Annotated in this window: 13 protein-coding genes; 7 read left to right on the forward strand and 6 right to left on the reverse strand. The window is 72.2% G+C overall.

What is annotated here, in order from left to right; genetic code table 11:
* Nucleotides 1-13: 13 nt before the first annotated feature.
* Nucleotides 14-2,188, reverse strand: coding sequence for a putative bifunctional diguanylate cyclase/phosphodiesterase (locus V9U70_RS21630; protein WP_336677658.1), 2,175 nt, complete (start codon nucleotides 2,186-2,188; stop codon nucleotides 14-16).
* The gene (locus V9U70_RS21635; protein WP_336677661.1) at nucleotides 2,185-3,003 is read right to left on the reverse strand and encodes an SAM-dependent methyltransferase; all 819 of its coding nucleotides are present in this window, start codon (nucleotides 3,001-3,003) and stop codon (nucleotides 2,185-2,187) included. Before V9U70_RS21635 ends, V9U70_RS21630 begins: the two co-directional genes overlap by 4 nt.
* A 1,051-nt stretch (nucleotides 3,004-4,054) precedes the next feature.
* Here V9U70_RS21635 and V9U70_RS21640 point away from each other — a divergent pair.
* The 3 genes from V9U70_RS21640 (at nucleotide 4,055) to V9U70_RS21650 (ending at nucleotide 5,752) form a co-directional block, all read left to right on the forward strand.
* Nucleotides 4,055-4,243 carry a hypothetical protein gene (locus tag V9U70_RS21640; RefSeq protein WP_336677724.1) on the forward strand — a complete coding sequence of 63 codons (189 nt, stop codon included), beginning with the start codon at nucleotides 4,055-4,057 and terminating at the stop codon, nucleotides 4,241-4,243.
* Nucleotides 4,244-4,256: 13 nt separating this feature from the next.
* Nucleotides 4,257-5,021: a bestrophin-like domain gene (locus tag V9U70_RS21645; protein WP_336677662.1), complete on the forward strand. Its 765-nt coding sequence runs from the start codon at nucleotides 4,257-4,259 to the stop codon at nucleotides 5,019-5,021.
* Nucleotides 5,022-5,194: 173 nt separating this feature from the next.
* A complete protein-coding gene (locus V9U70_RS21650; protein WP_336677664.1) occupies nucleotides 5,195-5,752 on the forward strand; it encodes a hypothetical protein in 558 nt (185 codons plus the stop codon).
* A gap of 90 nt (nucleotides 5,753-5,842) precedes the next feature.
* Here the strand turns inward: V9U70_RS21650 and V9U70_RS21655 are convergent, their stop codons facing one another.
* Entirely contained in the window at nucleotides 5,843-6,322 is a 480-nt protein-coding gene (locus V9U70_RS21655; protein ID WP_336677666.1) for a hypothetical protein, read from the reverse strand.
* A 326-nt stretch (nucleotides 6,323-6,648) separates the two neighbouring features.
* On the opposite strand from V9U70_RS21655, the gene V9U70_RS21660 reads away from it, so the two are divergent.
* A complete protein-coding gene (locus V9U70_RS21660; protein ID WP_336677667.1) occupies nucleotides 6,649-7,311 on the forward strand; it encodes a class F sortase in 663 nt (220 codons plus the stop codon).
* 84 nt (nucleotides 7,312-7,395) lie between these two features.
* Here V9U70_RS21660 and V9U70_RS21665 read toward each other — a convergent pair whose 3' ends face one another.
* A complete protein-coding gene (locus tag V9U70_RS21665) occupies nucleotides 7,396-8,244 on the reverse strand; it encodes a polysaccharide deacetylase family protein (RefSeq protein WP_336677669.1) in 849 nt (282 codons plus the stop codon).
* Between the two features lie 337 nt (nucleotides 8,245-8,581).
* On the opposite strand from V9U70_RS21665, the gene V9U70_RS21670 reads away from it, so the two are divergent.
* Entirely contained in the window at nucleotides 8,582-9,043 is a 462-nt protein-coding gene (locus V9U70_RS21670) for a universal stress protein (RefSeq protein WP_336677670.1), read from the forward strand.
* 110 nt (nucleotides 9,044-9,153) lie between these two features.
* Here V9U70_RS21670 and V9U70_RS21675 read toward each other — a convergent pair whose 3' ends face one another.
* Nucleotides 9,154-10,353, reverse strand: coding sequence for a CapA family protein (locus V9U70_RS21675; RefSeq protein WP_336677671.1), 1,200 nt, complete (start codon nucleotides 10,351-10,353; stop codon nucleotides 9,154-9,156).
* Nucleotides 10,354-10,620: 267 nt separating this feature from the next.
* Here V9U70_RS21675 and V9U70_RS21680 point away from each other — a divergent pair, with 267 nt between their 5' ends.
* Complete coding sequence (locus V9U70_RS21680) at nucleotides 10,621-11,193, forward strand: sigma-70 family RNA polymerase sigma factor (RefSeq protein ID WP_336677673.1); 573 nt, start codon at nucleotides 10,621-10,623, stop codon at nucleotides 11,191-11,193.
* Here the strand turns inward: V9U70_RS21680 and V9U70_RS21685 are convergent.
* Nucleotides 11,127-11,324 carry a zf-HC2 domain-containing protein gene (locus tag V9U70_RS21685; RefSeq protein ID WP_336677674.1) on the reverse strand — a complete coding sequence of 66 codons (198 nt, stop codon included), beginning with the start codon at nucleotides 11,322-11,324 and terminating at the stop codon, nucleotides 11,127-11,129. The two genes, V9U70_RS21680 and V9U70_RS21685, sit on opposite strands and share 67 nt — an antisense overlap.
* Nucleotides 11,325-11,433: 109 nt before the next feature.
* Between V9U70_RS21685 and V9U70_RS21690 the strand changes: the two genes are divergently transcribed.
* Nucleotides 11,434-11,943: a hypothetical protein gene (locus V9U70_RS21690; RefSeq protein ID WP_336677676.1), complete on the forward strand. Its 510-nt coding sequence runs from the start codon at nucleotides 11,434-11,436 to the stop codon at nucleotides 11,941-11,943.
* The last annotated feature ends 103 nt before the right edge of the window (nucleotides 11,944-12,046 follow it).

Below are 12,046 nucleotides of genomic sequence, written 5' to 3' on the forward strand. Positions count from 1 at the left end.
CACCGGCGGCGGCTCACACCGCGTCGGCCAGGAGCAGGGAGTGGATGCGGTCCGGGGCCCCGGGACGGGCGTAGTACCAGCCCTGGGCCGTGTCACAGCCCAGCCGGCGCAGCTGCTCGGCCTGGGCCCCCGTCTCGACGCCCTCCACGGTCACCGCCAGCTCCAGGCTGTGGGCCAGCGACACGATGCCCTCGACGATCTTCATGTCCACCGGGTCCGCCGGGTGCTGCTGCATGCCCTGGGTGAAGGAGCGGTCCAGCTTGAGCACGCTCACCGGCAGACGACGCAGGTTCGCCAGGTTCGAGTATCCGGTGCCGAAGTCGTCGAGGGCGATGTCGACGCCCATCTCGGCGAGCTGCCGCAGCGGTTTGAGGACGTCGTCGTCGGCCCCGATCAGCGCGGACTCGGTGACCTCCAGGCACAGGGCTCCCGGTTCGAGGCCGGAGCGCTCCAGCACGTCGACCGTCTCGGCCACGAGCCGGGGGTGGCGCAACTGGGCCGGCGAGAGGTTGACGTTGATCCGCAGCGGGCCGCCGTCGCTGTGCCGCTCCTTCCAGAAGTTGGCCTGCCGGACGGACTCCTCCAGCACCCAGCGCCCGAGCGGGACGATGAGGCCGGTGTGCTCGGCGAGCGGGATGAACCGGTCGGGCCCCAGCACCCCGTGCTGGGGGTGGCACCAGCGCACCAGTGCCTCCGCGCCGTGCACGGAGCCGTCGCCCAGGTGCACCAGCGGCTGGTACTCGATGAAGAACTCGCCCCGGTCCAGGGCCGCGGGCAGCGCGGTGGTCAGCCCGTGCCGGGTGATGGCACGGGCGTCGGCCTCGGCGTCGGCGAACTCGAAGCGGTTGCCGCCCGCCGCCTTGGCCCGGTACATGGTGATGTCGGCGCTGCGCAGGACTTCGGCGGCGCTGCGCTCCCCCGAGGGGCCCTCGACGATGCCGATCGAGCCCCGGACGACCAGTTCCCGGCCGTCGAGGCGGACGGGGGTGGCCAGCGCCCCGAGAATCCGGCCGGCGAGTTCGTCCACCTCCTTCCTCGTGTCGGGGCCGGTGGTCAGCGCCACGAACTCGTCGCCGCCGAGTCGGGCGACCATCTCGCCGGGCGCGGTGGCGCAGCTCTGGAGCCGGTCGGCGACCTCGACCAGGAGCCGGTCTCCGGCCGCGTGTCCGAGGCTGTCGTTGATGGCCTTGAAGCCGTCGAGATCGAGGTAGCAGAGGCCGAAACGGCTGCCGTTGCGAGCGGTGAGCGCCTTCTCCAGCCGCTCGAAGAACAGGGTCCTGTTGGGCAGGCCGGTGAGCGCGTCGTGCGTGGCCTCGTAGCGCAGCCGCAGATTCAGCAGCCGCCGCTCGGTGGTGTCCTCCATCAGGGACAGCTGGTATTCGGGGCGGCCTTCGGAGTCGCGGAGCAACGAGACGGTGAGGTTGGTCCACAGGACGGTGCCGTCGTTGCGGTAGTACGCCTTCTCGACCCGGTAGTGGTCGCGCTCGCCGCGCACCAGCTCGTTGTAGTACTTCCACACCTGGGGCGAGTCCTCGGGGTGGACCCACTCGTTCACCTTGTGGCTGCGGACGTGGTGCTCCAGCCCTCCGAACATCCTGGTGAGGGTGTCGTTGACCTCCAGGACGTTGCCCTCCAGGTCCGCGATGCCGATGCCGATGGCGGCGTCCTTGAAAACCGCGCGGAACCGCGCCTCCGTCGCGTGCAGGGCCTCTTCCGCGTGCGAGCGGGCGGTCAGCGCCGAGCGGGCGATGGCCTCCTGCTCGGCAAGGGTGCGCTCGCGCAGGGCCAGGCAGAATCCGGCCGCCAGCGTGTGCTGGATTCGGGCGCAGCGGGCCCGGCCGTCCTCGGTGGACAGCGCGCCGGGCCCGCTGCCGCCGCAGTAGAGGACGAGGTAGGAGTCGACGACGCCGAGGGTGGCGCTGAGCGCGTCGGGATCGGTGCAGTGCACGTCCACGAGGGCCGCGCCGACCCGCTGGGCGGGTGAGGCGTCGAACGGGTGGGCGTGCAGGACGGTGTTGAGTTCGCGCGCCAGGGGGAGCAGGTGCTCTTCGAACTCCGGCCGGGTCAGCGAGGTGGCCGTCAGGGGGAAGATGGCCCGGCTCCAGATTCTGGCGAATCTGCGGAGCCGGTCTTCGGGGCCGTCCGGTTCCGTGTCCGGCACACCGGACGTCTGGGCGGGAATGCTCACGCCTTGCGCCCAACCCCTGCGAAACCCGAAAAGGCGAACGGGTCCTCCTGCTGCGGCGCCTGGGGGGTGTCGGGGCGCCATTCGGGCATCGACACGAGTCCCGGATCGACCATCTCGTAGCCGTCGAAGAAACGGCTGATCTCCTCGCGCGAGCGCATGACCAGCGGGTTGCGAATGGTCCGGTAGACGCCCACCGCCCCGCCCGCCTCCTCCTGGGTGCGCGGAATGCCCTCGTACGAGGCGTGGGTCAGGACGATCAGGCTGCCGGGGGCGAGCGACTCGCGCAGCTCGGCGACCGCGGCACGCGGATCGTCGGCGTCCTCGAGGAAGTGGAGCACCGCGACCAGCAGCAGGGCCACCGGGCGGTCCAGGTCGAGCAGGCCGGTGATCCGGGGGTCCGTCAGGATGTCCTTGGGCCGGCGCAGGTCGGCGGCGACGGCGACGGCACGGTCGTCGTCCGCCAGGACGGCCTCGCTGTGGGCGACGGCGACCGGGTCGTGGTCGACGTACGCCACCCGGGCCTCCGGGTCGGCCGCCTGGGCGACCTCGTGGACGTTGCCGAAGGTCGGTATGCCGGAGCCGATGTCCAGGAACTGGCTGATGCCCGTGCCGACGGCGTAGCGGACGGCCCGGCGCATGAAGGCCCGATTCGCCTGCATGATCTTGGGGAGACCCGGGAGGAACTCCATGGCCTTGCGCGCGGCTTCCCGGTCCACCTCGAAATTGTGCGATCCGCCCAGATAGAAGTCGTACATGCGGGACACGCTCGGCACTGAAATGTCAATGCCCTGCGGTGCCCAGGCGGGACGCTCCATCGATGTCTCCAACAGTCGGCACGGCGATCCGGCCATGTTCATGGTCAGTGTTGACCAGAGGCTACTGATCGACCGCCAAGAGAGCGAGTCGAAACGGAAATTAGCGATCCGTTATTGGTCACACTCCGGTGGCATGTACCGTCGGTTCGTCGCTGCGCGTGTGCACAGCGCGACGGACCGGAACACCGTGCGCCGTTTCCCGGCGGTTCGGGGCCACTTGGGGCTCCTGGGCGTTTCCGCGTCACTGTCGCGATGGGACGGAAAAGCGGCGGCGCGTGGAGAATCGGCGCACCGCGTTCCGTCGATTCCGCCGAGTGGCACACCCTCGCTCGACCATCGAATTTCGGCCAAGAGGGCGACTATTGGCCACTTCACGAGGGGCCGCCGCGCGCACGTCGCCCTCCCGTTCCACGGACGGCCTTCCGCGAAGCGGTAAACCGCCACGTCACGCCACTCCGCGGTTCGGCCCCGCCGGCCGACCGGCGACCGGGCACGGCACGCCGAACGGCACCTCGTTCGAAAGAAGGTCACCAAGAATGCGACTACCCGAACACACGACGCAAACAAGCACGCCCTCCACCCCCCACGATCAGGCGAATCATCCAGAACTCGCGCGTGTTCCCCGGCGGCGGGGCTCATGCTGCCCGTCGTGTTCGGATTACGCATAGCGCGGTTCTCGACAGCCGCCGCACTTCTCTGGCTGATAGCCGTACCGCTCCCCGCGAGCGCCGACAGCTGCGCGGTGGCCACGGTCGGGCAGGGCGACGGCGGCACCGCCACCGCCGTGGCAGGTGACGGCGACTGCACGGCGGTCTCCTGGCCCGAGCCCCCCTGGCCGCCGCCGCTCCCTCCGGAGCCGCCGCCCCCCTCCCCTTCTCCCTTGCCCCCTCCCCCACCACCTCCGCCGCTGCCCGCGCCCCCGCCTCCACCGGTCGCGGCACCGCCACCACCCGCACCGCCACCACCGGCGCCGCAACCGCCCGCACCGTCGCCACCCGCCCCTCCGCCTCCGCCTCCGCCTCCGAAACCCTCTCCGCCACCCGAACCCCCGGTGAAGCCCTCACCGAAGCCCACGGTGCTTCCGCAGCCGCCCGAGCCCCGGCCCGTCGCGCTGCCCACGTACCGCAAGCCCTCCCGCACGGCGCCGCGGAGCGGGCCCTCGCTGGTGTCACTGACCCTGCTGATCACCGCCCCGGCGGTGTTCGCCGTCGCCGTACTGCGGCCACGGTCGCCCCGCTGACCAGGAGAGACACATGTCCGAATGGCTCGTACTGAGCATTGCCATGGCCTCCGCGTGCGCGGTCGTCCTCACCATCGCCATCCTGAACAACCGCCGGGTCCGGGATGACGACGACCCGTCCCAGACCCCCGACGTCATCGAGTACATGACGATGATGATCGGCGTGGTCTACGCGATCGTGCTGGGCCTGGCCATCGCCGGAGTGTGGGAGGGCCGCAGCGCTGCCCAGGAGTCGGTACGCCTGGAGGCGCAGGCGCTGCACGAGGTGCAGTCCCGTGCGTCCGTCTACCCGGCCGAGGTGAGGGACCGCATCCGTGCCGACGTGGACGCCTACGTCGGCCACGTCGTCCACCACGAGTGGCAGGTGATGTCCGAGCGGGGGGAGCTCACCGATCGGGGCGCCCACCTGTTGGACCGGGTTCGGGCCGACGTCACCGACTACCGGCCGAAGAACGACCATGAGGGCCAGGCCTACCAGCCGCTGGTCGACCAGGTGGCGGCGGCGGACGACGCCCGCAGTTCACGCTCACAGAACGCCGGGGCGACGATGCCCGGGGTGGTCTGGTTCGGTCTGATCATCGGCGCCCTGGTGACCGTCGGACTGATCTTCACCCTCCAGATCCGCAGAACGTCCCGCGAACTGCTCCTGGCAGGCCTCTTCAGTGCGCTGATCGCCTTCCTGCTCTTCCTCATCTGGGACTTCGACTCCCCCTTCGGCCGGGGACTCTCGGCCACCGCCTCCCCGTTCCTCGACCTCTTCCCGGAGGCGACGCGCTGACGCCGCGGGCCCCCGGGCGGGTGAGCCGGCCGGGGGACCCGACTGACCCATTCGCCGGACCCCGATCGCGGGTGATGGGCCCCCCTCCTAGCGTGTCGGGCATCGAGGTGCATTTTTCCTGCTATGTGGAAATTCATTCCGCAGCTGCCCCTCGGGGAATCCGGAGGATCACCATGCGCGCGATACGTATCGCACCGTTCGCCCTGCTCGGCGCCGGCACTCTGGCGCTGCTGGCCCCGCCCGCTGCCCACGCCGCACCGGACGGGGCCGTCAGCACGTTCAACCCGACGATCGCCCCCTCGGTCATCGCTCCGGGCGGCCGGGTCACCCTCGGCTCCGGCGGGTGCGCGGGCGAGACGACCGTCACCTCGGGCATCTTCGGCACGGCCGTCATCCCGAGCGGCAGCACCACGGCGACCGCGACGGTCGACGCGAACGCCCGCCGGGGCGCCGTGTACGCCGTGACCTTCACCTGCGGGTCCACCGGCACCTCGCGGAACGTCAACCTGGCGATCACCGCGGGCGCGACGAGCACCCCCACCGCGGCTCCCACCACCGCCCCGACCGTCAGCTCCACCGCTCTCGCGCCGAGCGGCGTACGCGGCGGCCTCGGCGGTGGCTCCGGCGCCCCCGGCACGGTGGAGGTCGCGGCGGGGGCGGCCCTGGTGGCCGCGGCCGGCGCCGGCGCCCTCTTCCGCGCACGCCGTCGCGGCAGCGGCCGCCGGCACTGACGCCCACGTGCGGCGCACGGCAGTCGCCCCGACTCCTGGACCAGGACTCGGGGCGACGGGCGTATCGGGCCGGGCAGGAGGTTCGACGCCCTAGAACGCCGCATGGCTCGTCCGCCGGCGCCGCACGAGGAAGACCGCGCCGCCGACGGCCGCCGCGGCCACCAGGCCGCCGCCGACCTGCATCTCCACGGAGTCGGGACCCATCGAGCCGCCGAGACCGCCCTGGGCGCCGTTACCGGCGAGCACGGTGAACTTGTGCGTCGCGATGCGGTCGTTGTCGCTGCACTTCACGGAGAGGTGGTAGTGCCCCGGCGTGGTGTTGTGCCGGATGCGAGCCGTGGCGTACCCGGTACCGCCCGCGGAGAGTTCCGTCGTCGGGAACGCGTTCGACCAGACCTTGCCGCCGTGACCACAGCCCTGCGCGGTGACCTTCATGGTGGCGCCCTGGTGGACCGAGTACGGGTTGACGGTGACGTTGCTCGGACCGTTGGTGGCGGCGGCCATGGGGGCCGCGAGCCCGACGGCCGCGAATGCGGTCGCGGTGACCGCGAGAACGCGTGAAGCGCGCATCGTGTGAACCTCCAGCGGGAAACGCCCCGGAGGCTGCTCCTCCGGGAATGCATCGACGAGAACGCCTCCCACGACGAACACTCACCAGCGCGGTGAAAACCCGCACTTCGGCGCTGCTCCACCCCGGTGACGCGACACGCCGAGCGAAAACCGGCGCGCCTGACGGAGCCGCAGGTCACAGGCCATCAGAAGTTTTATCCGCTCATTACTCCGATGGGCACTGCCCCGAAGCGGCCCCCTCCGCCCCGCCACCCGTTCGCCCTTCTCTGATCGCCGCCCGTCCGCAGCGCCCCTAACGTTCACAGCGTCGCGACGAAGGGAGAACCATGAGCCGTCACTACGCCGGCCACCAGCGGACCAGACGTATGCCGTGGGGCGCGGTCGCCCTGGTGATGCTCACCGGCCTCGCCCTCATGCGCAACGGTTCCGGCTTCGGCGACGCCGGCCCGCCGCAGCCCGTGGCCGCCGCTTCCCTGGACCTGAGCGAGGGCGCGCCGCTCCCGCCTGCCGAGGACGAGCCGGTGCAGCCGCTGCCGTACGCCCCGGCCTCGCGCGTGAAGATCCCGGCCATCGACGTGGACGCCCCGATCGTCGACGTGCACCTGGACGCCAACGGCTGGATCGACGCCCCTCCCGCCGAGGACCCCAACCTCGCCGGCTGGTACCAGAACGGCATCTCCCCCGGCCAGCGCGGGACCGCCGTGATCGTCGGCCATGTCGACAACATGTCCGGGCCCGCGGTCTTCTACGGGCTCGGCTCCCTCCGCAAGGAGCAGCGCGTCGAGGTCGCCCGCTACGACGGCCGGGTCGGCATCTTCGAGGTGTACGGCGTGGAGGTCTTCTCCAAGAACGACTTCCCCGGCCCCCGGGTCTACGGCGACACGGGCCACGCGGAGCTGCGCGTCATCACCTGCGGCGGGGGCTACTCGAAGGCGGGGGGCTACGACGGGAACGTGGTGGTCTTCGCCCGGCTGGTCGGCACCCGCTGACAGCTCGCGGGCCCGCCCGCACGAGGCGCCTTCTGCGGCCGGGCGCATCCCGGCGGGCGCCGTCGTGCGGGCGCGGCGGCCGGCTCAGACCCGGTGCGGCACCGTGATGCGATAGCCGGCGTCCAGCAGTCGCGGAAGGTAGCGGCCCAGGGCCGTGACACTCTGCGAGCGGTCGCCGCCCGCGTCGTGCGAGAGGACGACGACGCCGGGCGCCGCCGCGTCCAGCACCCGGCTGACGATCGTGCGGGCGCCCGGTGTGGTCCAGTCGAGCGTGTCCACGGTCCAGGCCATGGGCTCCATGCCCAGCTCGGCCCCGATCTCGAACGAGTTGCGGTTCCACGCGCCGTACGGGGCTCGATACCACAGCGGCGGGGCTCCCAGCGTCGTGTCGATGACCTCGCTGGTGCGCCCGAGCTCGTCGCGGATCGAGGCGCGGGAGAGCTCCGGGATCAGCGGGTGCGACCAGGAGTGGTTGCCGACCACATGGCCGTCGTCCGCCATCTCGCGCAGCAGATCCCGGCTGCCCAGGGCCATCTCGCCGCAGACGAAGAACATCGCGCGGACCCGGTGGCGGCGGAGAGTGGCGAGGATGTCCGGGGTGTACAGCGGGTCGGGGCCGTCGTCGAAGCTGAGGACCATCGCGTGCCCGAGTTCGGGCAGGTGCTCGAAGGGCCGGGTGCGCACCGGCGGCCGGGCCGGTCTGAACCGGGGCGGGGTCTTCGCGGTCATGGGTTCCAGCCGGTACGGCAGGGGGCGGCTCCGGACGCCCGCCGGGGGCCCGGCGGCCGCCGGCGAAGTGCCCGTGGCCCGTGCGGGGCGGGTGGGCGTGGACGCAGGCTCCGCGGCGATCAGGTGCAGCGCGGTGGCGCCCCCGAGGCCGAGGGCGACCTTCAGCAACGTGCGGCGCTCAGGACCGGTGTGATCACTTCTCATGGCCAACTGCTCGCACGGCGGGACGCCCACCCTGGTCGGCGACACCACGCCGTGTCCGTTTTGCACCCAATCGACGCAGCGAGTCGCTGAGGGCCGCCTCCCGGCGCCCCGCCGGGGGGCGAGCCGACGGCGCGGACCGTGCCCCTCCGGAGGAACCGCTAAGGGCTGTCCCGTAGTCCCTGGTGGATCAGCGTGCGGCGTCAGATGCGGTGCATCGCAAGGCGGAGGGACGTCCGCATACTGGATGTATTCGGGCGTTCCGACAGCGCGGCGAGGTGCCGTAGCTGTCGTCGCGCGCCCGCCAGGGATTAGCGGGACAGCCCTTAGCCTCGAAACCGTGACAGAGCAGCAGTCCGATCGGTTCGAACGCGGCACGGACGGCCCCAAAGTGATCGTCGCGGGGCTCGACGGCTCCGACTCCTCGATGCGCGCGGCGGCCTACGCCGCCGGGCTCGCCCGCCGACAGAACGCGGTGCTGGCCCTGGTCTACGTCCAGCCGCTGGTGACCGCGGGCGCGGCGCTGGGCGTACTGGTCGGCGATGCCACGGAGCAGATCGCGGACGACCTGGCCACCGAGATCCGCGAGTCGACGGAACGCTTCCAGGACACCTGGAACGTGCGCTGGGAGTTCCACACCTTCCGCGGCGACCCCTACGGCGGCCTGGTGACGGCGGCCGACGAGCTGAAGGCCGACGCGGTGGTGGTCGGGGCCTCGGAGTCGGCCGGGCACCGCCTCGTCGGCTCGGTGGCCGTACGCCTGGTCAAGGCGGGGCGCTGGCCCGTGACCGTGGTGCCATGAGGCTCCTGCCCGGCGGCGGCAGGCCCCCGCCCGGCCGTCGGGCATGAGCCAGGAGCGACCGCCCTGCCGTGGACCTCGTGCGGCCGGGGACGGGCCCGCCCCCGGCCGGGTCACTCTCCCATGACGAGACCGTCCCGATCCGCGCCCCGGCCGAGGACGATACGGCGGATGCGGTCGCGGACCTCGCGCAGGTGCTCGGCACCGCCGCCCAGGGCGGCGTTGAGATCGACGGCTCGCCCGGCGTCCGTGTCGTACCACTGAGGCAGGAACTCCGCCTTCGTGACGGCCCAGCGCTCACCGGGGCTCGCGGGCGGCGCGAAGGTGAAGCGGCCCATCGAGCCCTGGTTGCCGCGCGGGTCCTGGACCCCCTCGTAGTTGATCATCGCGCCGGCGATCTGGTCTCCCATGCCGTAGACGACCCAGGTGCCGTTCACCTTCTCGTAAGCCTGGGGTACATGGGCATGCGTACCGACGACAAGATCGAGATCGGGGCGGCCTCGGGTGGCGGACGCGGTGAGCCGACGGGCCAGTTCGAGCTGGTGAGCGTCGGGTTCGTCCTGCCATTCGGTGCCCCAGTGCACGGAGAGCACGACGACGTCGGCGCCCGCCCGCCGGGCCGCGCGCGCCTCCTCGATGATCTTCCGCTCGTCGATCAGGTTCACCGTCCAGGGGCGGCCCGCGGGGAGCGGGACGTCGTTGGTGCCGTAGGTGTACGCGAGGTGGGCGACCTTGGCCGCGCCCTCCCCGGGCCCGGCGGGCAGGATGGTGGGCCGGGCGGCCTCCGCGGCGGAGCGGGCGGAACCCGCGTGCCGGATGCCCGCCTCGTCCAGCGCGCCGAGGGTGCGCCGGACGCCCTCCGCCCCGTCGTCCAGGGTGTGGTTGGAGGCGGTGGAGCAGGAGTCGAACCCGGTGGCGCGCAGTGCGACGGCGATCTCGGGCGGCGAGGCGAAGTTCGGATAGCCGGTGTAGGGGCCGCCCTTCTTCCCGTAGACCGTCTCCATGTGGCAGAAGGCCAGGTCCGCGCGGGAGACGACCGGGGCGACGCCCGCCAGCATCGGGGTGAAGTCGTGACCGCGGCCGCCCGCGTCGGCCGCGGCGCGGTCGATGACGGAGGAGTGCGGCAGAACGTCGCCCGAGGCCAGAAGGGTGAAGGGGCGGGGCCCGTCGACGCCCTGGCCGCCCGCCCCCCGGGCGGCGGCGGGCACTTCGCTCGGCACGGGGGCCGGGGGCTGCGGCTCTGAACAGCCGGTGGCCGCGGCGAGCAGAAGGGCGACGGCGGCCACGGTGCCCGGGCGGGTGCGATACGTCATCTGCTCGGCTCCATGTGCGAATGATCAAGACCATCCGACTACACCTATGGTCATATCTCCCGGACAAGGAGCTTGGCCGCATACCTCGCTGAACTGGTCGTACCGGTCCACCCCGACGGGCTCCACGACCGTTCACCGCACCACTCGCCGCACTGAGCGACCGCTCGTCGCACGCCTCGGCTCACCGGCTGTTCCCGCGCTCCCGAATGGGTTCGTATACGCCAGTCGGCAACAAGACCTCAGGGGCATCGGCGGGAGAGGACGTCCATGAAGACCACGACGACGACCGATGAGCGGGCCATCGCGCAGTTGCAGCGGGATCACGGCCCCGCGCTGTTCCACTTCCTGCTCGGGCTGACCTTCGGGGACCGGCAGCGGGCCGAGGACCTGGTACAGGAGACCCTGGTGCGCGCCTGGCAGCACCCCGAGGCCTTCGACGCGCCCTACGACTCGATGCGGCCCTGGCTGTTCACCGTGGGCCGCCGCCTGGCCATCGACGCGCGGCGCTCCCGACGGGCCCGCCCCACCGAGGTCAGCGACACGGTGCTGGAATGCACCCCGGCCGTCCAGGACACGGCGGACTCCGCGGTCCGCGCCCTGGACGTCCGCGAGGCGGTCCGCACCCTCAGTCCGGAGCATCGGGCGGTGCTGGTGCAGATCTACTTCCGCGGCCTGAGCGTAGGCGAGACGGCCGCGGTGCTCGGCATCCCCGCGGGGACCGTCAAGTCCCGTTCGTACTACGCCCTGCGGACGCTGTCCCGCACCCTGCCCGGCTACTCCCCCAGGTCCTCGGCGCTCAGCAGCGCGAGCAGGGCGGAGGCCTCCGCCACCTCCACGTAGTCGCGGGCGCAGTCGTCACAGCCCTGGAGGTGGCGGGCGACGCGGCAGGTCTCCCCGGCCTCCAGCGCGTGCAGGACGTACGCGCCCAGCAGCAGTCGCACATGCGGGTCGTCGCCGGGGGCGTCGCTCATCACGGCCTCGTCTCCTAGGCGATCCTCCTCTTCTGCCCACGCGGGGCGCCCGCCCCCGGTTCAATGCTGCGTGAAGCCCGGTAGCGAGCAAGGAAAGAGGCGACAGGGGATGCGTCCCGAGGATACGGAAGGGCCCGGCGGCGGGCTGCCCGTGCCGATGGTCTGGCTGTCCATGGAGTACGTCGCCGACGGGCTGCTGCGGACCGTCGAGCTGATGGAGCCGACGACCCTGGAGTTCCGGGCGGGGCGCGACGCCCTCGCGTTGACGATGTTCCTCTGCGCGTCCCCCCTGGACGCCTCCGGGGGGCTGCCGACGCCGCGGGTGGACGAGCTGCGGCTGCTCACCGCGTACGGGAGCGCCTGGCGGAGCTGGGTCTGCGACCGGCTCGCGGAGCTGGGGGCGCGGGCCGCCGCCGGCGACCCGGATCTGGCGCTGGCGCGAGCGGCCTGGCGCTGGCTGGAGGAGACCGAACTGCTCGCCGCGGACCTGGAGGCGCTCGGACCCGCGTCCTGGGAACGTGCCGGGCCCGGCACGCACGCGGAGGGGGAGGTACAGGTCTGGACCCCGGCCTGGCAACTGGGTCTTCCGCTGGGGCACTTGGCGGTGCACCTCTACTGACGCGATCTGGACGGCGTCAGCAGAGGCCGACAGGGGGCACGACGACTCCGCCGCGCAGTCCGCCCAGGCCCGCGCCCCCGGACGCTCCAGGCCGCGGACGCGG

This window comes from Streptomyces pratensis (genome assembly GCF_037137275.1).
GTDB lineage: Bacteria > Actinomycetota > Actinomycetes > Streptomycetales > Streptomycetaceae > Streptomyces > Streptomyces pratensis_B.

Coding starts and splice junctions, on each gene's coding strand:
- V9U70_RS21665 (WP_336677669.1), bottom strand. CDS start 8,244: ATGAGAAGTGATCACACCGGTCCTGAGCGCCGCACGTTGCTGAAGGTC.
- V9U70_RS21680 (WP_336677673.1), top strand. CDS start 10,621: ATGAAGACCACGACGACGACCGATGAGCGGGCCATCGCGCAGTTGCAG.
- V9U70_RS21635 (WP_336677661.1), bottom strand. CDS start 3,003: ATGGAGCGTCCCGCCTGGGCACCGCAGGGCATTGACATTTCAGTGCCG.
- V9U70_RS21655 (WP_336677666.1), bottom strand. CDS start 6,322: ATGCGCGCTTCACGCGTTCTCGCGGTCACCGCGACCGCATTCGCGGCC.
- V9U70_RS21690 (WP_336677676.1), top strand. CDS start 11,434: ATGCGTCCCGAGGATACGGAAGGGCCCGGCGGCGGGCTGCCCGTGCCG.
- V9U70_RS21645 (WP_336677662.1), top strand. CDS start 4,257: ATGTCCGAATGGCTCGTACTGAGCATTGCCATGGCCTCCGCGTGCGCG.
- V9U70_RS21685 (WP_336677674.1), bottom strand. CDS start 11,324: ATGAGCGACGCCCCCGGCGACGACCCGCATGTGCGACTGCTGCTGGGC.
- V9U70_RS21660 (WP_336677667.1), top strand. CDS start 6,649: ATGAGCCGTCACTACGCCGGCCACCAGCGGACCAGACGTATGCCGTGG.
- V9U70_RS21650 (WP_336677664.1), top strand. CDS start 5,195: ATGCGCGCGATACGTATCGCACCGTTCGCCCTGCTCGGCGCCGGCACT.
- V9U70_RS21675 (WP_336677671.1), bottom strand. CDS start 10,353: ATGACGTATCGCACCCGCCCGGGCACCGTGGCCGCCGTCGCCCTTCTG.